This window comes from Kordiimonas sediminis (assembly GCF_014656395.1).
Classification (GTDB): domain Bacteria; phylum Pseudomonadota; class Alphaproteobacteria; order Sphingomonadales; family Kordiimonadaceae; genus Kordiimonas_A; species Kordiimonas_A sediminis.
The window spans coordinates 193,373-215,302 of sequence record NZ_BNCI01000002.1 but is presented as its reverse complement, the minus strand read 5'-3'; the positions used below and the strand labels follow the sequence as shown (position 1 = coordinate 215,302).

At 50.9% G+C, this 21,930-nt stretch carries 20 protein-coding genes; 9 read left to right on the top strand and 11 right to left on the bottom strand.

Translation table 11 applies throughout. The features are described from left to right. Positions 1-22: 22 nt before the first annotated feature. From IE181_RS08555 to rpmF, 3 genes are all read right to left on the bottom strand, one after another. Positions 23-784: a Stf0 family sulfotransferase gene (locus IE181_RS08555; RefSeq protein WP_191251985.1), complete on the bottom strand. Its 762-nt coding sequence runs from the start codon at positions 782-784 to the stop codon at positions 23-25. A gap of 9 nt (positions 785-793) precedes the next feature. Beyond that, entirely contained in the window at positions 794-1,582 is a 789-nt protein-coding gene (locus tag IE181_RS08550; protein WP_191251983.1) for a M48 family metallopeptidase, read from the bottom strand. A 139-nt stretch (positions 1,583-1,721) separates the two neighbouring features. Continuing rightward, entirely contained in the window at positions 1,722-1,907 is a 186-nt protein-coding gene (gene rpmF, locus IE181_RS08545) for a 50S ribosomal protein L32 (protein WP_191251981.1), read from the bottom strand. Between the two features lie 245 nt (positions 1,908-2,152). On the opposite strand from rpmF, the gene IE181_RS08540 reads away from it, so the two are divergent. The 9 genes from IE181_RS08540 (at position 2,153) to IE181_RS08500 (ending at position 11,905) form a co-directional block, all read left to right on the top strand. Beyond that, on the top strand, positions 2,153-4,831 hold the full coding sequence (locus IE181_RS08540) for a M14 family metallopeptidase (protein ID WP_191251979.1): 2,679 nt from the start codon (positions 2,153-2,155) through the stop codon (positions 4,829-4,831). Positions 4,832-5,125: 294 nt separating this feature from the next. Beyond that, positions 5,126-6,064: a 2-hydroxyacid dehydrogenase gene (locus IE181_RS08535; RefSeq protein ID WP_191251976.1), complete on the top strand. Its 939-nt coding sequence runs from the start codon at positions 5,126-5,128 to the stop codon at positions 6,062-6,064. 86 nt (positions 6,065-6,150) lie between these two features. Then, positions 6,151-7,125 (top strand): calcium/sodium antiporter, encoded by a 975-nt coding sequence (locus IE181_RS08530; RefSeq protein ID WP_191251974.1) that lies wholly within the window; start codon positions 6,151-6,153, stop codon positions 7,123-7,125. A gap of 4 nt (positions 7,126-7,129) precedes the next feature. Next, complete coding sequence (locus IE181_RS08525) at positions 7,130-7,891, top strand: SDR family oxidoreductase (protein ID WP_191251972.1); 762 nt, start codon at positions 7,130-7,132, stop codon at positions 7,889-7,891. 13 nt (positions 7,892-7,904) lie between these two features. Then, positions 7,905-8,324: a dihydroneopterin aldolase gene (folB, locus tag IE181_RS08520; RefSeq protein WP_191251970.1), complete on the top strand. Its 420-nt coding sequence runs from the start codon at positions 7,905-7,907 to the stop codon at positions 8,322-8,324. Between the two features lie 377 nt (positions 8,325-8,701). Next, entirely contained in the window at positions 8,702-10,567 is a 1,866-nt protein-coding gene (uvrC, locus tag IE181_RS08515) for an excinuclease ABC subunit UvrC (RefSeq protein WP_268245735.1), read from the top strand. A gap of 63 nt (positions 10,568-10,630) precedes the next feature. Further along, positions 10,631-11,182, top strand: coding sequence for a CDP-diacylglycerol--glycerol-3-phosphate 3-phosphatidyltransferase (gene pgsA, locus IE181_RS08510; RefSeq protein WP_191251968.1), 552 nt, complete (start codon positions 10,631-10,633; stop codon positions 11,180-11,182). A gap of 22 nt (positions 11,183-11,204) precedes the next feature. Next, entirely contained in the window at positions 11,205-11,456 is a 252-nt protein-coding gene (gene moaD, locus IE181_RS08505; protein WP_191251966.1) for a molybdopterin converting factor subunit 1, read from the top strand. 2 nt (positions 11,457-11,458) lie between these two features. After that, positions 11,459-11,905: a molybdenum cofactor biosynthesis protein MoaE gene (locus IE181_RS08500; protein WP_191251964.1), complete on the top strand. Its 447-nt coding sequence runs from the start codon at positions 11,459-11,461 to the stop codon at positions 11,903-11,905. Between the two features lie 147 nt (positions 11,906-12,052). Here IE181_RS08500 and ftsZ read toward each other — a convergent pair whose 3' ends face one another. From ftsZ to murD, 8 genes are all read right to left on the bottom strand, one after another. Then, positions 12,053-13,801 (bottom strand): cell division protein FtsZ, encoded by a 1,749-nt coding sequence (ftsZ, locus tag IE181_RS08495; protein WP_191251962.1) that lies wholly within the window; start codon positions 13,799-13,801, stop codon positions 12,053-12,055. Between the two features lie 71 nt (positions 13,802-13,872). Then, the gene (gene ftsA / locus IE181_RS08490; RefSeq protein WP_191251960.1) at positions 13,873-15,132 is read right to left on the bottom strand and encodes a cell division protein FtsA; all 1,260 of its coding nucleotides are present in this window, start codon (positions 15,130-15,132) and stop codon (positions 13,873-13,875) included. A gap of 39 nt (positions 15,133-15,171) precedes the next feature. After that, complete coding sequence (locus IE181_RS08485) at positions 15,172-15,957, bottom strand: cell division protein FtsQ/DivIB (RefSeq protein ID WP_191251958.1); 786 nt, start codon at positions 15,955-15,957, stop codon at positions 15,172-15,174. Further along, the gene (gene murB, locus IE181_RS08480) at positions 15,954-16,901 is read right to left on the bottom strand and encodes a UDP-N-acetylmuramate dehydrogenase (protein WP_191251956.1); all 948 of its coding nucleotides are present in this window, start codon (positions 16,899-16,901) and stop codon (positions 15,954-15,956) included. The genes IE181_RS08485 and murB overlap by 4 nt, the downstream gene beginning before the upstream one ends. Before the next feature lies 1 nt (position 16,902). After that, positions 16,903-18,321 carry a UDP-N-acetylmuramate--L-alanine ligase gene (gene murC, locus IE181_RS08475; protein WP_191251954.1) on the bottom strand — a complete coding sequence of 473 codons (1,419 nt, stop codon included), beginning with the start codon at positions 18,319-18,321 and terminating at the stop codon, positions 16,903-16,905. Further along, on the bottom strand, positions 18,318-19,415 hold the full coding sequence (gene murG, locus IE181_RS08470) for an undecaprenyldiphospho-muramoylpentapeptide beta-N-acetylglucosaminyltransferase (RefSeq protein WP_191251951.1): 1,098 nt from the start codon (positions 19,413-19,415) through the stop codon (positions 18,318-18,320). The genes murC and murG overlap by 4 nt, the downstream gene beginning before the upstream one ends. Further along, positions 19,412-20,569, bottom strand: a complete 1,158-nt coding sequence (gene ftsW, locus IE181_RS08465) for a putative lipid II flippase FtsW (protein ID WP_191251949.1) — start codon at positions 20,567-20,569, stop codon at positions 19,412-19,414. Before ftsW ends, murG begins: the two co-directional genes overlap by 4 nt. Beyond that, the gene (gene murD / locus IE181_RS08460) at positions 20,566-21,930 is read right to left on the bottom strand and encodes a UDP-N-acetylmuramoyl-L-alanine--D-glutamate ligase (protein ID WP_191251947.1); all 1,365 of its coding nucleotides are present in this window, start codon (positions 21,928-21,930) and stop codon (positions 20,566-20,568) included. The genes ftsW and murD overlap by 4 nt, the downstream gene beginning before the upstream one ends.

The window sequence follows — 21,930 nt, the reverse complement described above, 5'->3', positions numbered from 1 at the left end:
CCCATGTGGAAGATCAAAGAAACTATTCGCCCAGTCCCACGGAACGTAAAAGCGATGCTCGCCTTTCATCATCTCTGGCAGTTGCCTGTTTCTGCTTGGTCGTCGTAAAGGAAACGCCAGCAGGCAGATCAATCCCCAAGTCATCAAATATACGGCGATAGGCCACTTGCTCAGGATCAAAGGCAAAGTCTTCATAGTTAAAGACACCGTCAAATTGCTGCATACCGCTATGGGCTATTTCTTCCCAGGCAACAAGGCGCTGTAGTTCCTGTAAAATAGCAGCATTTGTAATAGCGGCCACCTTCTGATCATAATCTGCTGGCTTCCGGGTGCTGGAGCCCCACACATCGGTCGCACGCGCTTTGGCAAGCGATATGGCCTGTGCAATTTTATCCTCGCGACGCAGATAATAGATTTTGTCAAACTTGATACGCTTGAAAATATTGATCTTATTCTTCAGAAGAAACTGATGCTGGTCCACATGCAGGTTCAGGGCAAAAACGCCATTCTCTGTTGTTGTCTGCGGTATCAAGGTATCCAGATATTTTTGGAACTTGCCCTGCTGACCCGCCGTTTGTTTCCAGAACTCCCGAATATAGCGGATGTTCACCCATTCTTTTGGATCACCGGCCAAGCCTGTACTGGTCATCATATCGCAAAAAAGTTTGGATCCTGACCGAGGTGTGGACACAAGACAGTAAAATTTAGTCGGAGCATTCTCAGGCTGGCTCAGCATTGCCGACACTTTGTCAGCAATATTGCCCGCCGTTGTTTGAAGGGTCATGTAACTGCCTTATCTACGCGCTTTGCGGTACTCTGCCAGATAGACATCCATTTTAGCCTGCAGACGATCTATCCGCTTGTCATCTGACGGATGCGTTGAAAGAAATGTCGGCTGACCACCCTGGCCTTCCTTCATTTGTTTCATCTTCTGCCATACACGCACAGCAGCGCGTGGATCATATCCGGCCCGCGCCATATACAGTGTGCCAATATCATCCGCCTCCAGCTCCATACTTCTGCTATGGGGCATCTGTACGAAACCAGCTGCGGCAACACTGCCCAGAACCAGTGCCGCCTGGGCAATTTCAGGATCATCCGTTGTTGAGCCAACAATAACACCAAGCCCGGCTACCGCAATATTCTGCATCTGGCCGCGACTAACCTGCTCTGCCCCGTGGCGCAGGACTGCATGCGATACTTCGTGCCCGAGAATAGCAGCAAGCTCAGCCTCATCTTCGAACGCTTCCGCCATCTTTTTATAAACGGCAACCTTGCCGCCAGGTAGCGCCCATGCGTTCAGAACTGGCTCATCAATCAGCACAAATTCCCAATCAAGTTCAGGGCGGTCAGAGATTGCCGCAATACGGTCACCAATTCGTTTGATTTTCTCCGCTAGCGGACCCGTTTCCACAATGGGCGCGGTTTCCCGAACCTTAGTCATAGCCTCAAGCCCCAGCGCAGCATCCTGTGATGCAGGGATCATGATAAACTGATTGCGGCCTGTCACTTCATTCGTAGTCACACACGCCGCCGTGGCGAACAATAAAATACTGACCATTGAAAGTTTTAAAGCACGCATATTTTGCTCCTGCTGAAAAGGTTCCCCAAACTGGTAAATCTGTTTTGCAGCAAATCATACAATCTTGTCAAAACAAAGAAAAAGCCCGACAGATGATTCTGTCAGGCTTTAATAATTCAGCTATCAATAGTCGCAGGACTTAGTAGTCGCCTTTTGGCTCGATAACCTGCTTACCACGATACATACCTGTTTTCAGGTCAATGTGGTGGCGCAGCTTGTATTCGCCAGTGTGCGAGTCTTCTTGATAGTTAACGGCCTTCAGCGCGTCATGTGAACGACGCATTCCACGGCGGGAGCCCGTTACTTTTCTCTTAGGTACAGCCATTTTTCCAACCTTTTCACACGCCGGTCCGAGCTTGCGCAATCATCCGGCTTTTTCGTTACAGGCCTGCGCGAACGCAAACCCCTTGATTCGAGGCGCGCACCATAAGTCGGGTGGCGTCTAAAAGCAAGTGAAACAATCACTGTCTTTAAAATAAAAGACGTCTGGCCGTGGGATTAATTGATCTTGGAAGTTTTTTCAAGTAGCAATTTACCTACCAATTCAGAATCTTTAGGGGGCATACTTATATGTTTAAGTCAACGAAGCGGCTTTTTTTAGCTGCGGTCTTGACAGTAGTCACCGCCCTTGGTGTCACTGCAGACCAAAATCGCTATTGGCCAAATGCTGATTACGATCCATCCATCCCAACAGTTAAATCCGTCCTAGGATATAATAGTGGGGATAAAATCACCCTGCACGGCGACATGCAGTCCTACTTCAGCGCACTGGAAGCAGCGGCACCTAACCGGTTGAAAGTGTTTGAATATGGCACCAGCTGGGAAGGCCGGAAACTGATTTATGTTGCAATTTCCAGCCCGGAAAATCTCGCAAAACTGGACACATTTGAAGAAGGCATGCAGGCGCTTGCTGACCCGCGGAAAACGGATGCAGCTGCCGCAAAAGCACTGGTTGCGGACCTTCCTGCCTCCATCTGGCTTGCCTACAGCGTACACGGTAACGAGATTTCATCCACAGATGCCGCAATGCAGACTGCTTACCACCTACTGGCGTCACGCGGTGACAAACGGTCGGCAGAAATTTTATCCAATACCATTGTGTTTATTAACCCGCTTCAAAACCCTGATGGCCGTGACCGATTCATCACGCGCTTCCGCTCTACAATGGGGCTGGAAGCTGATAGCGACCGTATTTCAGCGGAACACAATGAGCCGTGGCCATCCGGACGGACAAACCATTATTTGTTCGACCTGAACCGTGACTGGATCACCCTGTCCCAGCCAGAGACGCAGGGACATGTAGCGGCACTTCAGAAATATTATCCACTTGTGTTTGTTGACGTGCATGAAATGGGCGGCGACAGCAGCTATTATTTTGCGCCAGAGGCCATTCCATTTAACCCGCATATTGCACAGCACCAGCGCGATAGCCTGTTCATTTTTGGTAAAAACAATGCCAAATGGTTCGATAAGTTCGGACTGGACTATTTTACCCGTGATGTTTTTGATGCTTTCTACCCTGGGTACGGCGCAAGCTGGCCTTCATATTATGGTGCGGTATCCATGACCTACGAGCAGGCTTCCTCTCGTGGCCTGAAGTATCGCCGGATGGACGGAACAGAGTTTGACTATTTCTCGACCGTCCGGAATCACTTCATTACCTCAATGGCTACGGCTGAAAGCGTGTCTCAGAACCGGGAGACATTCCTGAGCAACTTCTATGACTATCAAGTTACAGCCATCGAAGAAGGCCGCAAAGAAAAAGGCAAGCGTTCCTATATCTTCCCTGCGAAAACAGATACGGCAGATGCACGTAAACTGATGGGTATTCTGGCAGCACAGGGGGTAGAAATTACCCGTGCGAACGAAGGCTTCAAAGCGTGTGGTACAAACTATGACGCCGGCGCCTTCATTATCGACAGTGCACAGCCTCGCAAGCGCCTGCTGCGCAGCGTGCTTGACCCACAAGTTGATATGGAAGACTTCTTCCTGGAAGAAACAGAGCGTAAGCGCCGTAAAAACATCTCGCACGATATCTATGATGTTACGGCTTGGTCGCTGACCAAAATGTTCAATCTGGATGTTGCGATGTGCGGTAATAGTGTTGCCGTAAACGGAACACCTGTTTCGTCTGACCGCGTTGATCCGTTCACCGTGGAAAACACGAATGCTACAGTTGCCTATCTTGTGCCGTGGACAGACGGTGCATCAAGCCGCCTGATGGCGCAGGCCCTGCGTCGTGGTCTGACAGTGAAATCCAATGACCAGCAGTTCGTCCAGAATGGTCGCACTTTCGGTCGTGGTACGCTGATCTTTGATGTTGCGGACAATGCAGAAGATCTTGGCCAAACATTGGCTGCGCTGGCAAAGGAAACCGGTGCCGAAGTACTAGGCATCGACAGCAGCTGGATTGATAGCGGTATGGACTTTGGTAGCCGCGCAGTCTTCCCCGTTCTGGCACCCAAGGTTGCTATCGCGTGGGATGAGCCAACAAGCCAGCTAAGCGCCGGTAACACACGGTTTGTGATCGAACGCCAGATCGGCTATCCGGTTACTGCCATTCGTACACCAATGCTCGCCCGTGCTGACCTTAGCCGGTATGATGTTATCATTCTGCCATCTTCATGGGGTAACTATGCATCGGCTCTGGGCGACGCTAAAAACCTGTCTGACTGGGTTAAAAAGGGTGGCGTTCTTATCGCAAACGGCAGCGCTACGCGCTTCCTGACTGATGAGAAGGTCGGTCTACTCGCGCTAAAACGCGAAGCACAGATCAAGGAAGCAAAAGACCCTGTAAAAGCGGAAAACGGTCTGGTGCCGGGTCAGGCATTCACATCCCTTGAAGATATGAAGAAAGCAACGGAGCCAGCGAACGAACGTCCGGACAGCGTTCCGGGTGTCCTGACACATGCTGCGATTGATCAGGACCACTGGATCACGGCAGGTGTGAAAGACACGCTGAATGTTCTTTATGCTGGTCGGGATATTTATGCGCCGATCGAGCTGAACACAGGCACAAACGCCGTTTACTTCAAGGGCGCAGATGAGCTGTTTTCAAGCGGTTATCTGTGGGATGAGGTGAAAACACAGCTTGCCTACAAACCATTTACAGTGGTGCAACCTTCTGGTCGTGGTTTTGTGATCGCCTTTACAAGCGAACCCACTACCCGTGCTTACCTGGACGGTCTGAAGCTTCTTTATGCCAATGCTATCTTCCGCGGTGCAGCCCACGCGACACCAACGCGTTAACAGCTAACATAAAGAGTACCATTGAGGGCTGATAGCCCATAAAATGATTGCCGCAAAAGTCACAGCGCTTTTGCGGCATTTTCATTATTTGCTTCAAACCTGAGAGTATTCGTAGAAATCCGTCCGGAATTTCACGAACAAGACTAGGCGAAACCAACTTGTCTTGATATATGCTCCATAGGCCAATTTTACGGGACTAAGGGGGAAAGTGCCTCAACGCCTGTGAAGAAGATGATATACCATCAGGCTAAGCAAAAATGGGAACCACATTTCCGAGAAGAAGAGGGTGTAAAAATGACGCGTATTTTGTTTTTTTGTGAACGCGCAGAAGCCGCACAATGGGAAGAAGCATTCAAGAAAGCCGCACCAGAGCTTGAGTTCAGAAACTACCCTGACTGGGGCATCCCGGATGACGGAGATGCAATCGCCTTTGTTTGGCAGGCAACACCCGGCCTTCTGAAAAAATATACCAATATCCGCGCAATTTTCTCGCTTGGGGCCGGCATTGACCATCTGACAAGCGACCCTGACCTGCCAACACATCTGCCTATCATCCGCATGGGGGACGACGGCCTGAAAGAAGGCATGGCAGAATTTGCAGTATGGTCGGTTCTGACACTGCACCGCAGACTGCTGGAAGTGGTTGAAAACCAAAGAACCGCTAATTGGTTCCAGTTTTTTGCTGCGGCTGCTGCGGACAAGCGCGTGGGCATTATGGGCTATGGTGCGCTAGGTAAATCTGCTGCCAAAGCATTATTGCCATTTGGCTATCAGATTAATACCTGGTCACGGTCCCCAAAGGAAACAGAGGAAGGCATAACCCATTATACAGGTAAAGATAGTTTTGACGCGTTTCTCGCGAATACCGACTATTTTGTCTGCCTGATGCCAAACACACCCGAGACCACTGACCTCCTGAATAAAGAGACCTTTGCCAAAATGCCTAAAGGGGCTGGCATAATCAATGGAGGCCGCGGTAATCTGATCGTAGAACAGGATCTGATTGAAGCACTGGATAGCGGCCACCTGTCTGGTGCTGTTCTGGATGTCTTTAAAAAGGAACCTCTGACCGAGGACCACCCGTTCTGGGCGCACCCCAAAATCATGATTACACCGCATATTGCCGCGATAACCCGCGTGGACACAGCCGTCGAATATGTAATTCGTAATTTAAAACGTCTGAACGATGGCGAAAAGCCGGAAAACCTTTTGGATTTAAATCGCGGGTACTGACTTTCATTTCAGAACTTCACTCCCTATATAAAGCCGAAGTGCGCCTTCAGGGCGCGTAGTATATTAAACAGGAAGCAGTTTCCTATATGGCCTATATGCAGATTGTCCTCGGACTTGTTCTTTTAGTATTTGCTGGTGACTTTCTCGTGCGCGGTGCCGTTTCACTGGCGCAGCGGCTTGGTGTACCAACCCTGATTATCGGACTGACCATCATTGCTTTTGGCACGTCCGCACCAGAATTGGTCGTAGCCATAGATGCGGTTCTGTCTGATGCCCCGACCCTTGCCCTTGGTAATGTGGTGGGGTCAAACGTGGCCAACATCTTATTGGTAATCGGGTTGCCCGCGATCATTGCCCCTATCGCCTGTGACGCACCGCGTCTTGGTCGTAATCTGTTCATCATGATCGGTGTAACCCTTATCTTCATCGGCCTCGCCTACACTGGCGGTTTCGGCACCACGCAAGGGTTAATCCTGTTGGCTATTCTGGCTGCCTTTCTGTTTAGCTCGCTCTACCGGGCGAAATCACATCCGGAAGCCGTTGATCCGCTTGCTGAACTGGACGGTATTGAAGAGCACCACGACAGTATGGGGTTGTCGCTTTTGATGATACTGGGTGGTCTGATCGGCCTGGTGTTTGGTGCAGATCAACTGGTTGAGGGTTCTGTCACTGTTGCCCGCGCGCTTGGTGTATCCGAGGCAGTGATTGGCCTAACACTGGTTGCCCTTGGCACCAGCCTGCCAGAACTTGTGACCGCTGTTGTTGCCGCCATTCGTGGTCATGCTGACGTTGCGGTTGGTAGTGTGATTGGCTCCAACCTTTTTAACCTCCTGTGTATCATTGGCATTTCATCCCAATTTGGGTTTATAGACGTTCCAGCATCCTTCCTGGAATTTGACCTGTGGATCATGCTCCTGTGTTCGCTTATTCTAGTACCTTATTATTTACGCAAACGCATGATTGGACGATGGTCAGGCATGGCGATGATCATCGTTTACGGATCATACATGTATTATCTGGCAACGGCTGATAACGCGGCGGTTGCCGCAATGGGACTGTAATACTATGGCAGGTTCGGTTCAGAAACATACGGCGTTGGTTACTGGTGGTGCCCGCCGGATTGGCAAAGCAATTGCGCTGGACCTAGCCAAACATGGTCATAATGTCATTGTGCATTACCACGGCTCCAGCGCTGAGGCTGATGCGGTTGTTAAAGCCATTACATCTGAAGGCGGCAGGGCAACAAGCATTTCGGCGGACCTCGCAGACCCCAATGCCGTGGCATCGCTTATTGAAAAGGCAACATCCCTTGCCGGGCGGCCCATCACCGCGCTGATAAACAATGCGTCTCTGTTCGGGCACGACACGATTGACACATTTACCCATGAAAGCTGGACAGAACATATGACCGTGAACACATATGCACCGCTTGCGCTGTCACAGACTTTCTACAAGGCCCTGCCCCAGGATGCCAAAGGCGCGATCATCAATATGATAGATCAGCGCGTCTGGAAATTAACCCCGGACTTCATGACTTATACAGTCTCCAAAGCGGCATTGTGGACCCTGACCCAGACCTTGGCGCAGGCACTGGCCCCAGCCATCAGGGTGAATGCGATTGGTCCCGGCCCTGTATTACCAAGCATTCACCAGAAGTCTGGCGAATTTGAAGTAGAGTCAGCCAATGTCCCCCTGCAAAAAGGACCGGAACTGGCCGAAATTTGCAATACTGTGCGTTTTTTACTTGAGACTCCGTCAATGACAGGGCAAATGATTGCGCTGGATGGCGGTCAGCATCTGAACTGGCAGACCCCCGACATTTGTTAGCAGGACACCCATCATGGCAAAAGATACGACACCGGCAACTATTCTTCATACTCCTTATGCTGATGCTAGCCGGTCTGTGCGCCATGTATTTGTACGTGACTATGTAACCTTGGCACAAATCGGCGTGTGGGATCATGAAAAAGATACCACGCAACAAGTCAGAATCAGTGTTGATCTTTCCGTACAGGAAGACCGCCAGCACCACGGCGATCAACTGGATAATGTGGTGTGTTACAATCAGATTGTAGAAGGCATTGAACATATTCTGGCTGAGGGGCACATCAATCTGGTTGAAACGCTTGCAGAAAGAATCGCTGACTTTTCTTTGCAGAACAGGCAGGTCATTGCAGTACGGGTCAAAGTTGAAAAACTGGAAGCTGTAAAAGCAGCAGCAAGCGTTGGAGTTGAAATCGAACGCCACAGAATTTCTTAACCTGTTGGTAATGTTTAAGAAATTTTCCTGTCTTTTTTCCAGATAGCGCGAATAGTTGTGCACACCGACTCATTGCCTGCAATAACGCCCTTTCGATAGCAAGAAGACAAATTAAGAATCTTTAAAACTCAGTCGTTGACAGATTGAAAACTCAAATATTTCAATGGGTTACAAAATATGCCTAAAAAATAGGCAATCCGGTCAAACGCCAGTGTTACCGCCATGTTACAGTGGTTCACCCCAACTTACTCACACACTTATCCACAGGTTTCGTGGAAATCTTTTTTGGGAATCAGCCAATGCAAAACATCCGTTTGATTCTTCAACGAAAAATAGCCACCATGCACTTTCAGTGATTCAAACAGAACGTAAAGATTGTGACAGTAGACAGCCATATCCCTTCGCTTGATCACGGGATCAGCGTAATAAAAAGCTTTCTGAAAAATGCCCCTACGGCACCGGGGGTATATCGTATGCTCAATCATGTGGGCGATGTTCTGTATGTGGGCAAGGCAAAAAGCATCAAAAAAAGAATAGTGGCCTACACGCAAGAAAACAGGCTGACGAACCGCCTTTCGCGCATGGTGGCTGCCACCAAGTCTATGGTCTTTGTGACTACCCGCACAGAAGCAGAAGCCCTCTTGCTGGAAGCGTCGCTGATCAAAAAATACAAACCGCCCTTCAATGTTTTGCTGAAGGATGACAAGTCCTTTCCCTATATTCTCTTGCGCACCGATCATGCGTGGCCACAAATTACCAAGCACCGCGGCGCACGGCGCCATAAGGGGATGTATTTTGGACCGTTTGCTAGCGTCAGTTCCGTCAATAGAACGCTCAATACCCTCCAGAAAGTATTCCAGCTGCGGACCTGCACCGACGCAACACTTGAAAGTCGCTCTCGTCCCTGCCTGCTCCACCAGATAAAGCGATGCTCAGCACCGTGCATAGACAGGGTGACAGAGGATGAATATGCAGACATGGTTCAGGAAACGAAAAGCTTTCTGGAAGGCAAGACCACAAACATTCAAAAGAAGTTTGCCGATGCCATGCAAGAAGCTTCCCAAGCAATGGAGTTTGAAATTGCTGCCGTATTCAGGGACCGGTTGAAAGCGCTGACCAATATTCAAAGCCACCAAAGCATGGTCAACGCCATGGTTGACGAAGCCGATATAATTGCGGCCGCTGAAGTCGGCGGTAAAATCGGCATTCAGTTATTCTTTTTCCGGGCAGGACAAAATTGGGGGCACCGCGCCTATTTCCCCAGTCACGACAAAGAAGAAGGCATCACAGAAGTCCTGTCAGCTTTCATTGCTCAGTTCTATGATAACAAGCCAGCCCCCAAACTTATCCTGACAAGTCATACCCTAGATGACAAAGACCTTCTTGAAGAGGCTCTATCTGCGTCAAGCGAACGCAGGGTCAGCATCGCGACACCCTTACGCGGCAAAAAAGCTGATGCGGTCAAAGAAGCTGTCAGAAACGCTAAAGAGGCAGTAGAGCGCAAACTTGCCGAAACAGCCAGCCAAAGCAAAATCCTCTCTGGGATGGCAGATTTGTTCGGCCTGGACACCCCACCAGAACGTATTGAAGTTTATGATAATAGTCATATCCAGGGTAACAATGCCGTGGGCGGCATGATTGTTGCCGGACCCGAGGGGTTTATTAAAAACAGCTACCGTAAATTCAACATCAAGTCAGAAGACCTCAGCCCCGGCGATGATTTCGGCATGATGCGCGAAGTCATAAACCGCCGGTTTACCCGCTTAATGAAAGAAGATGCGGGCAGAGACCGCGGCATGTGGCCTGACCTATTGCTGATTGATGGCGGGCGTGGACAATTATCGGCAGTGATGGATACCCTCACAGAGTTAGGCGTCGAGGGTGTCTGTGTTGTTGCCATCTCCAAGGGGCCAGACAGAAATGCCGGCCGGGAGCAATTCCACATGCCTGACCGCAGCACCTTCACCCTGCCCGTCAGGGACCCTGTTTTATACTATCTGCAGCGCCTCAGGGATGAAGCACACAGGTTTGCAATTGGCAGTCACCGGGCCAGACGATCGGGGGATATCAAGAAATCTCCGCTTGATGGTGTTCCCGGTATTGGCCCCAAAAGAAAGAAGGCCCTTCTGCACCACTTTGGTTCAGCCAAGGAGGTTGCTGGCGCTGACGTGCGGGATCTTGCCAGCGTCGAAGGCATTTCAAAAGCAACTGCCCAACAAATCTACGACTATTTTCATGAGTGACACACTTGACGTGCCCTTGTAATCAGTTAAGGTCACGGCTTCAGCACACCGATGGAAATACCTATGTGGACTCTGCCAAACATTCTAACAATGTCACGTATCTTTGTGATCCCGGTTTTGATCCTGTCTTTCTACATGGATCAACCTCTTGGGAGCCATGTAGCGTTCGTGATTTTCGCAATGGCCGGATTTACAGATTTCTTCGATGGCTATCTGGCACGTAAAACGGGCAGTACGTCAAAAATTGGCGTCTTTCTTGATCCGATTGCAGACAAACTGATGGTAGCTGCGGTTATCATCATGGTCGTTTCTATCGGCTGGGTTAGCGGCTACCACGTTATTGCCGCTGTGATAATCATGTGCCGTGAATTACTCGTCTCTGGCCTACGTGAATTTCTCGCTGGGACAAATGTCAGTGTTCCAGTTACCTGGGCAGCAAAATGGAAAACAACGGTCCAGATGGTTGCGCTTGGTGCTCTCTGCTGGACCAAGGGTGCACCGGAATTTGGACTTCCGGCGCTTGAGGTTGGTCTGATTTGCCTTTGGATTGCGGCGGTACTGACAATATACACCGGGTATGATTATCTCAGATCCGGCTTGAAACATATGCTCTAGATTAGGCGAAAGGGTTCCCTAGGTGAAGATTCTATACTTTGCATGGATGCGCGAACGCATTGGAACCGGTGAAGAAACACTTACCAAACCAGAGACTGTTCACACCATACAGGACCTGATTACCTACCTTTCCACTCGCGGCGAAGGCTATGCGGCTGCCTTTGAAGTACATATGCTTATCCGTGCTGCCATAAATGAAGAACATGCGACGCTTGATAGTCCCGTTACCGATCAGGATGAAATTGCCTTCTTCCCGCCCGTAACGGGAGGATGAGCATGCTGACGGTGCGCGTTGAGATAGATGATTTTAACCAAGGGCAGGAAATAGCCGCCCTGCAAAAAAAACGTACTGACATCGGCGCCATTGTAACATTCACAGGTACCGTACGGGATATGACAGGCACGCTGACCAGCCTGACCCTGGAACATTATCCCGGCATGACAAAACGCGAACTGGAACGTATTGGCCAGGACGCAATCACTCGCTGGAACCTGCTTGGATGTACCATAATCCACCGGTATGGCACGCTGAAGCCTGGTGAAAACATTGTGCTTGTTATTACAACTGCCCCGCACCGTGGGGATGCGTTCAAAGCGGCAGAGTATATTATGGATTACCTGAAGACCTCTGCTCCGTTTTGGAAAAAAGAAACCACCAAGACTGACAGCACATGGGTTGACGCCAAAGACACTGATGATCAAGCCAAAGATCGCTGGTCATAACCTAATATAGTAACTCCACTCTTACGGACTGCACCAATGCAGTTGTCTACTATTCCAAACAACTACCCTAAAGAAAAGGGCCGCCCTAGGCGACCCAATTGAATACTCTGCACTTTTTTCTCAGCCGAAAGTGAACTGTTTATTCGATTAATTTTGCTGACGACGCAGGAAGCTTGGAATTTCCAACTGATCTTTATCCTGGCTTTGAACTGGCCGCTCACTTGCAGACACACCGCCAAGCTCCACTGTACCTGCCTTCGCATCATTAGATGCCGCATCACGCACTTCTGCTTCTGCTTCAACTTTTTCGACGGACGGACGTGCGCCACCTGTCATAAGCTGGAACAGGCTCCGCTTGATCTGCTGCGGCTTGCGTGCCAATAGCTCACGCTCCTGCCGGCCTTCGCTCTCGGCAGCCTGCTGTGCCCGTGTCTCTGCTTGTGGCTCTGGCTTCGGGTCAACCCGCGGTGTATCAGCCAATTCTGGCATCATTGCAGACTTTGGCATCACTGGTGCATCTGCAACAAACGCTGCCTGCCCCTGTGTTTGAAGTGCCAGATCCTCCAGACTTTGTTCCGGTTTCGAAACAGATTCTTGATCTTCAACCGTATCACCATACGGCAGATCAAGAAGGTCCCCGGAAATCAAAGCATCCTGAAATGCAGCTTCCGCTTCCCCTTCTGAGATTTCCTGTTGTGCTACAGCTTGTTCCTGCTTAGCAGGCTCTTCTGCAACGGGTGCAGGCGCAGCCTCTGGCTCAGCATTAACGTGCTGAACTGATTGCTCAGCTTCAACGACAGGTGCCTCAGCAACAGCAGCTTCCTGCGTAGACGTGTCTGCCACTGGCTTTTCGACAGGCGCTTCCGTACGGATAGTTGCAGGCTGGATTTCAATCTGCGTTCTGCGCTCTGGAATTGGGCGTGCATCCGCACCGCCCTCAATACCCGTTGCGACAACGGATACCCGCAACTTGCCTTCAAGGTCGTTATTGAAGGCCGAACCAAATACAATCAGAGCTTCCGGGTCAGCAAGTTCGCGCACCATGTTAACGGCTTCATCAACCTCAAACAGGGTCATGTCCATGCCGCCCGTTACGTTGATGATGACGCCTTTCGCGCCCTTCAGGCTAGCTTCTTCCAACAGCGGATTTGAGATTGCTGCAGCGGCCGCATCCTGCGCGCGCGTTTCCCCTGATGCTTCACCAGTACCCATCATTGCCTTGCCCATTTCAGACATAACAGTCCGCACATCAGCAAAATCAAGGTTAATCAAACCTGGCATCACCATCAGGTCAGTAATACCCCGTACGCCTGAATGCAGAACCTCATCCGCCATATTAAAGGCATCGGCAAAAGTGGTTTTCTCATTTGCGACGAGGAACAGGTTCTGGTTCGGAATAATGATCAGCGTGTCAACGTTGGCAGCCAGTTCCTGAATGCCAGCTTCTGCGATCTTCATCCGGCGTGCGCCCTCAAACTGGAACGGACGCGTAACAACACCAACTGTCAGAATACCTTTTTCACGAGCACGTCGCGCAATAACCGGCGCAGCACCTGTACCCGTTCCACCACCCATCCCAGCGGTGACAAACGCCATGTGTGCACCTTCAAGCGATTCATCGATCACTTCCAGCGCTTCTTCAGCAGCTGCCTGCCCCACTTTTGGCTGCGCGCCAGCGCCAAGACCCTGTGTGATTTGAACACCAAGTTGCAGACGATTATCCGCAAGGCTGTTTGCCAGCGCCTGCGCATCTGTGTTTGCTACAACAAAATCCACGCCCTGCAACTGTGCAGAGATCATGTTGTTCACCGCATTACACCCGGCACCGCCTACACCTACAACAGCGATCTTGGGAGTAAGCTCCGTTAGTTCAGTATTTTCGAAATCAATAGACATGCCCGTTTCCTCCGTTCTTTTCACTCTAACCTGTCTACGAGTCGCTGCCAAGAGCGAATCGAACGATTCGGTTAAAAATTGTCTTTTAGCCAGCCAATTACACGCAGAATCGGATTCGATGAGTCGGATCCAGAGTCCCTGCCCGGACTTTTCTTCTCTCGTGCGCTGTCTGATGGTGTTTTGGCGCCGTACAGCAATAATCCTATAGCACCGGCGAACGCAGGCGAATGCCCCGCCTGCGGCAACCCCACTAATATCTGTGGACGCCCCAGTCGCACCTGTCGGCCAAGCACCTCTGCCGCCAGGTCACGAATACCTTCTGTTTGTGCGACACCACCGGTCAAGACAACACGCTTACCGCTAACACCGGAGAAGCCAGAAGCATCCAGATGCTTTGCAATGGTCGCAAACAATATCTCTAATTCATTTTGGATAACACCGGTCAGGGCACTACGGGGTTTCCTGACCAGGCTTTCCTCACCACTGATTTCGCCTACCTGCGGCACTTCGATATCTGATCGGTCATCAGCTGCCACACGGATAGCCGCACCACTGAATGTTTTTAAGCGTTCTGCCTGCTCAAACGGCGTTAACAGCTCGCGGGCAATCTGATCTGTTACCTGACTACCGCCGATGGGGATCACATCTGCATGCACTAACGCCCCTTGGGCCATAATAGCAATATTCGTTGTCCCGGCACCAATATCAATACAGGCAGCGCCCATCTTTGCCTCATCTTCCACAAGGCTGGACAGCGCAGACGCATACGGCAGACTAACAACATGACTGACATCGAGGTGCGCCCTGCGAACACACGCTTCAAGGTTCATCCTTGGGCTGCTGTTAATGGTTATCACATGCTGGGCCAGACCCAGTTTTTTACCATACATACCCAGAGGTGCGATACTGCTGTAAGCCCCGTCAATCGAATAAGCAGCAGTGAAGGAATGCAGCACCTCTCTGTCGCCCGTATCCATCTGCTCTTCCACTTTGGCGATGGCGCGGTCAATATCAGACTGGGCCACAGAGTGCCCATCCACATCCACTTCAACTTCTATGATCGTGCTTTGCTGTTCCCCGCCTGCAAAGCCCAAAATAACCGTTGATATCGTCTCCCCGGCCATTTTCTCTGCCTGCTCCACCGAGGCACGAATAGCCTTTTCAGTCTCCAGCATATCCGTCACAACACCACCCGAGACACCGCGGCATGCACGATTGCCTACACCGCGAATATTCAGGTCGCCCGACGGCCCCAAATCCGCGATCACACAGGCGACTTTACTGCCACCTACATCAAGTGCTGCTATTACGCCCTGGTTTGCTGTACTCATTTCAACCCTGTCAATACTCTGCCCTTACGGGCTTAAAGCTTATGTCTTCGTCTCAAAACTGCGTTCCGTCCGACTAACTCCTGGCGGCAAACGCAGATACACCCGGTCCTTGACCCGCATATCAATAATGCTCACTTCTCGGGACAGAAGCGAATGCTCCTGCTCCAAACTTGCGAACAAAGACCAGGCATCATCAGCGCGGTAGCCGTTTTTGTCTTCCGGTAACTTCACACGCACACCATTTTCAAACACAACGTCCCACCGACGTTCTCCGACCCTGACAGCCGATTTAACACGCTGTGACAGGTCTGGCTGGGTATCCAATAGTGCCTGAAGGCTGGTTGCATGCAGATGCGCATTCGGCCCTACGAGTATCATCAAATCTGTGAAGTCCCCAAGGCCGCGACTGGTAATAGCAACACCATCAGGGTCTATCAACTGGACTTTTCCGTTATTCTGCCACAGCGCATACGGAACTCTTTCCGTGATGGTGATGTGAAGTCCACTTGGCAAATTACGCTTCAATTCTACTGACTTGATCCAGTTCAGTTTTTCCAGCTGTTCCTTAATACGTATCAAATCAATCGACAACAAAGGCACGCCGTCATCAATATCCAGTGCAGCCAAAATTTCTGAGCGACTGGTATGATTTGCGCCATCAATTTTCAAATCAGTCAAAACGAATCCGGCGTCCCGCGACCCTTCGACAACTGACTGCCAAGGGTCAAGCTGGGACTGTGCGATAAATACCGCCGCACTGGCACAGGCCAACAGACCACCGGCGAATAAGACCATACGGGACCGACTATTATCCAAATCTATCACTGTGCCGTTCCTTCCTGATTTAATGGTTCATCAGTATCGCCAACAATCCGAATTTCCCATTCAAGCTCAATCCCAGACGTTGCCTTGACTTTGTCGCGCACCATCTCACCCAGCGTTTCAATATCTTTCGCACTGGCAGCGCCGTGATTGATCAGGAAATTGCAATGCTTCTCCGACATCTCGGCATCTCCAACACGAAGCCCCCGACACCCGGCTGCATCAATCAATTCCCAGGCTTTCCTGCCATCAGGGTTTTTGAACGTGCTACCGCCGGTACGCGTTCCAATAGGTTGACTTTCTGCCCGTTCAGACATGATTGCATCCATTCTGGCCTGAATTTCTTCTGGGTCGCCCATACGGCCAGAAAAAGATGCATCAAGGAAAATCAAATCCGCCGGCAAGGTTGACTTTCGGTAACTAAAACCGAAATCGTCTTTATCTAGTTCATGAACATGACCAAAGAAATCAACCGCCCGCGCATGCATCAGAACATCCGCAATGTCTGAACCATACGCACCAGCATTCATTCTCAGTGCGCCGCCGATACTGCCTGGCACACCAACCATAAATTCCAGTCCAGCCACACCGGCCGTTGCAGCCTTACGTGCGACATGCACATCCATCGCGCCTGCACCTGCTTTGACCACAGTGCCCCGAATGCGAATATCAGAAAAAGTTCTGCCAAGCCGAATAACAACACCGCGTATACCACCATCCCGAACAAGCAGGTTGGACCCCACCCCGATCACGGTTATGGGCGTTCCAGACGGCAACTTTCTAAGGAACCGTATCAAATCAGCTTCATCTGCTGGTTCAAACAATACATCGGCTGTGCCGCCCGTCCGAAACCAGCTTAAGCGAGACAGATTTGCATCAAATGCAAGTCGCCCATGCACCTCCGGCAAATCAATTTTAATAGCTGTGCCTGATCCTACCGTCGTCATTTCAGCCCCCTGTTTCCACGTGCGCATTTACCTGCTCTGGGGCAGCCACAGCCCATTTAGTGATAGACCCAGCCCCAAGAAATACAACCACATCCCCCGCCTGCATGCGGGAAGCAATCAATTGTGGGATATCTTCTTCCGATGCAAAGGCAACAGCATCACGGTGCCCATGATCGCGAAGCCCTTCCGCAAGTGTATCACTATTGAAACCCTCTAGCGGCTCTTCTCCCGCTGCAAATACCGGAGAAACAAGAACGGTATCAGCGTCATTGAAGCAGGTGCAAAATTCTTCAAACAAGCTTTGTAGCCGGCTATAACGATGTGGCTGCACAACCGCGATTACCCTGCCTTCAAACGAAGAGCGTGCCGCTTTCAGGACCGATTCAATCTCAACTGGATGGTGACCGTAATCATCAATAAAGGTCACGCCATTTACGACACCCGTCTTGGTGAAACGACGCTTAACCCCGCCAAAGGCAGAAAATGCAGCGCGCAACACATCGTCGGATGCCCCCATTTCCAAACCGGCTGCAATCGCTGCGAGGGCGTTTTGGATATTGTGGTTTCCTGGCATTGGCAACTGTATGTCCGAGATTGTCCGACGGTCACCTGACTGGCGGTCCAGCAGGCGCACATCAAACGTTACTGACCCCCCACCAGAGCGCACATTAGTCGCCTGAATATCTGCCTGCGCTGACAGTCCGTACGAAACCACCTTACGGTCTTTCACTTCCGGAATCAGGGCTTGCACCTCGGGATGGTCGATACACATGATCGCGGCACCATAAAACGGAACACGCTCCAGAAACTGTTTGAAGGCTGCTTTCTCATTCTCAAAGGTGCCGTAAAAATCCAGATGTTCCGGGTCCATATTGGTAACAATGGCAATGGTGGCAGGCAGCTTGACAAAAGTTCCGTCACTTTCATCTGCTTCTACGACCATCCAGTTACCTTCACCCAAACGCGCATTTGTGCCGTAACTGTTGATAATGCCGCCATTGATCACAGTCGGGTCAATACCAGCATGTTCAAGGACCGTTGCCACCATAGATGTTGTCGTTGTTTTGCCGTGTGTGCCGGCAACAGAAACACACCATTTAAGGCGCATCAACTCAGCCAGCATCTCCGCCCGGCGAACAACAGGCAGCCCAAGTCTGCGTGCTTCAATCAGTTCCGGGTTATCAGCTTTGATCGCAGACGAGACAACGATCACTTTGCTGTCACCAATATTCTCTGGGCCCTGGCCTACCATTACAGGAATACCCAGCCCCATCAGGCGTTCAACATTTGCGCTTTTTGCAAGGTCCGATCCTTGCACCTTATACCCCAGATTATGCATAACCTCGGCAATGCCAGACATACCAATGCCGCCAATACCTATGAAATGCACAATACCGATATCAAAGGGAATATTCTTCACGCTGCTTTCTTCCTTATCTGCTTTAAAACACAATCAGCCAGTTTTTCTGCGGCCTTTGGGCGCGCGCAGCTATGCGCTGCCCGTGCTGCGTTTTTCAGGTACATTTCATCGCCTGTCACGTCTTCTAAAAGACCTGCAAGCACATCGACAGTAAACTGTGCCTCGGGTAACACCCACGCAGCCCCAACCTCCTTTAGCTGACGTGCGTTCGCCGACTGGTGATCATCTGCGGCAATTGCAAGCGGCACTAATATTGACGGCCTTCCCAGAACGGTTAGTTCTGACAGGGTTGACGCGCCCGACCGTGCAATCACAAGGTCCGCCGACATTAATTTGTCAGGGATGTCGGTAAAAAAGGGCTGTACAACTGCATCTATGCCCGCCTTTTCATAGACTTCCTGAACACGGTCAACGTCTTCTGCGCGTGCCTGATGCACAATCGAAACTGCCTTAGCGCCAGCGGCATATACCGCCACCGCATCCGGCACGATATCAGACAAAATCCGCGCCCCCTGAGACCCGCCAAGTATAAGAAGATTTAAGACACCTCCTTTTGCGTAACTATAGGGCGTGTCTTTCATACTTAGAATTTCTGACCGAACAGGATTACCAGTGAAAAGGGTTTTAACGCCCGCGGGAACCCGTGCTGTTGGGTCATAACTGAGCGCAACCACTAGTGCTTCCCGCGCCATCCAGCGGTTCACACGCCCCAGTACTGCATTTTGCTCATGCAGCACCACTGGAATTTTATGGGCACTGGCAGCCAAAATACCCGGCATGGACGGATACCCGCCAAATCCGACAACACAGTCAGGCTGCCATGTCCAAAATAGCCCTTTCACCTCTCTGGTGCTTTTCCAAATACTCCAGAGCGATTTGATCTTCCCCATCAATCCACCCGCCATATGGCTTTGTGTATGGAGCACATGTTTCGGCATATCAGCAAACGTATCAGTAAAACGATTACCCCGTTCATCGGTCACCAGACTGACACGGTGCCCCCGCGCCAGCAAGGCATCAGCCAGTGCACCGGCCGGGACCATATGCCCTCCGGTTCCGCCGGCTGCGACAACGATGTGAAACGTCTCGGTCATTCAGCAGCCTTCCAGCCAAGCGGGTCTTTCCCCGGATTGATAAACCTGTTTCTGCGGGTAAGTGCCAGTATCATGCCCACATTTATCGCAAGCGCCAACATGGATGATCCGCCATAAGATACAAACGGCAAGGTCATCCCCTTGGAGGGGAGAAGAGCAAGATTAACCCCGACATTGATCAGCGTCTGCAAACCAAACTGCATAATCAGCGCCGATGCCGCCAGCATTTTAAATGGATCTTCTTCTTTCAAAAGGTGCGCCAAACCACGCACGACAATACCCGCAAACAGTATCAGCAACATAACACAGGCAATGGCGCCAAACTCTTCGCCAATAACCGCGTAGATATAATCGGTGTGAGCATCAGGCAAATTCAGCTTAACAGTACCGCTACCCGGCCCCTGCCCCAGCAGGCCACCATTTTCCATAGCCTGCAGCGCTTTGTCTGTTTGGTAGGTATCGCCGGATTCAGGATTGATAAACCGGTCAATACGGTTCGTTACGTGCGGCAGAAACGCATAGCCAAGGCCAACACCAAACAACCCGACGGTACCTGCGAAGATTAACCACATCATCGGCAAGCCAGCCAGCGCCATTTGCGCCATCCAGACCGCGCTGATCAGGACCGTTTGACCAAAGTCAGGCTGCCGCACCAGCATAAAAGCACACAAAGCAAAAAGCCCAAATGCCACCTTTTTACCCGGGAAGGATTTGTCTGAAAATTCTACAGACAATAGCCACGCCACCGTCACAAAAAAGAAGGGCTTCAGGAACTCTGATGGTTGCAGCGTAAATGTGCCAATCTGCAACCAGCGCGTAGCGCCCTTAATTTCAGGACCAATAGTAAGCGTGGCCACCATCAGCACCAAAGACCCGACAAATCCAATCACCGCCAAACGCCTAACCAGCAACACGGGCATAACAGAGATAGATACAATCACCATCATCCCAAGTGTCAGGAACATGGCTTGACGCTTTGCGAAATGCATAAGGTCCAGATCAAGGCGGTCAGCCACAGCGGGACTTGCAGTCATAGTCAACCACATCCCGGCCACAATCAGAATAAACACAAAGCTGAGCATCCAGCGATCTACTGTCCACCACCAACGTGTCAGAAGCGAATTGTCCGTACGCCCAAAGCCAAATGCTGTCATAACTGTCCCCCTAAGCATTCGTGCACGAGCGAACGAAATCTGTCGCCGCGTACTTCAAAATTATCAAACTGGTCAAATGCAGCACAGGCTGGTGACAGAAGAACACAGTCCCCTTCAACCGCCGCTTGTCGCGCTGACGTCAGCGCACCTTCAAGTGTGCCAGCACTGACAACATTCACTTTGCCTACCAGTTCCTGTGCAAACTGCATCTGTGCTTCACCAATCAGGTACGCCGTTTTAACATTGCCGATATAGGACATCAGACCCTGCAAGCTTTTCTCCTTGGCGCGACCACCTGCAATCCAGTGAATATTCTTATACGTCGCAAGCGCCCGTGCAGCTGCATCCACATTGGTTGCCTTAGAATCGTTCACATAAGAAACACCGTCTTTGACGGCGATTAATTCCTGTCTATGCACAAGCCCGGGGAAACTACACAGTCCCTGGTATATTGCATCAGAGTGAAGCCCCACCAGTTTGCAGGCTGCATAGGCCGCAGCCGCATTCTGCGCGTTATGCACCCCTTGCAGGGCTGGTGCATTTACCAGATCACCGATGGGTACGCCATCCCCCTCAGAGGCATCAAACAAAACACCGCCATCAACATACACGCCGTCTTCAAGTGTATGATCCGCGGAAATCCGTATTACCGGCACAGAAATGGTTTCGGACAATGTTTTGCCGTAGGCATCGTCAACACCGATAACAGCACGTCCGTGCATGGACTGTTGCAGACCAAATAATCGGGCCTTGGCCTTGACGTACCCTTCCATGTCGCCGTGACGGTCCAGGTGGTCTGGCGAAATATTCAGCAATACACCCACATCTGCAGAAAAGCCTTGTATCAGATCAAGTTGATAGGAAGACATCTCAAAAACATACACTCCACCCGCAGCCAGCGGTTCAACCGACAAGACGCCCGTACCGATATTTCCGGCCATAACAGAAGGTACACCAGCAGTTTGAAGAATATGCGTAATCAGTGCCGTTGTAGTTGACTTGCCATTAGTTCCTGTAATGGCAATACACTGATGTGCAGGCAAGTCGGGACGTGCTGCCTCAAAAATATCGAAATCCGCGATGCAGGGAACGCCCGCTTCTTTTGCCTTGATAACAAGCGCATGAGGGTTGGGATGCGTCAACGGCACACCGGGCGCAAGCAAAAGCGCATCAAGTCCCTTAAAGTCTGCCTGATACAAATCAACGGCACAGGTGCCTACGCTGGCAACACGGTCTTGTGCATCATCCCACGCCCAAACGGTGGCACCAGCCGCACGCAGGCTTTCCACCGCAGCAATACCGGTCCGGGCAAGCCCAAAGACAGCGACCTTTTTATCACGATATGTATCCGCAACAATCAC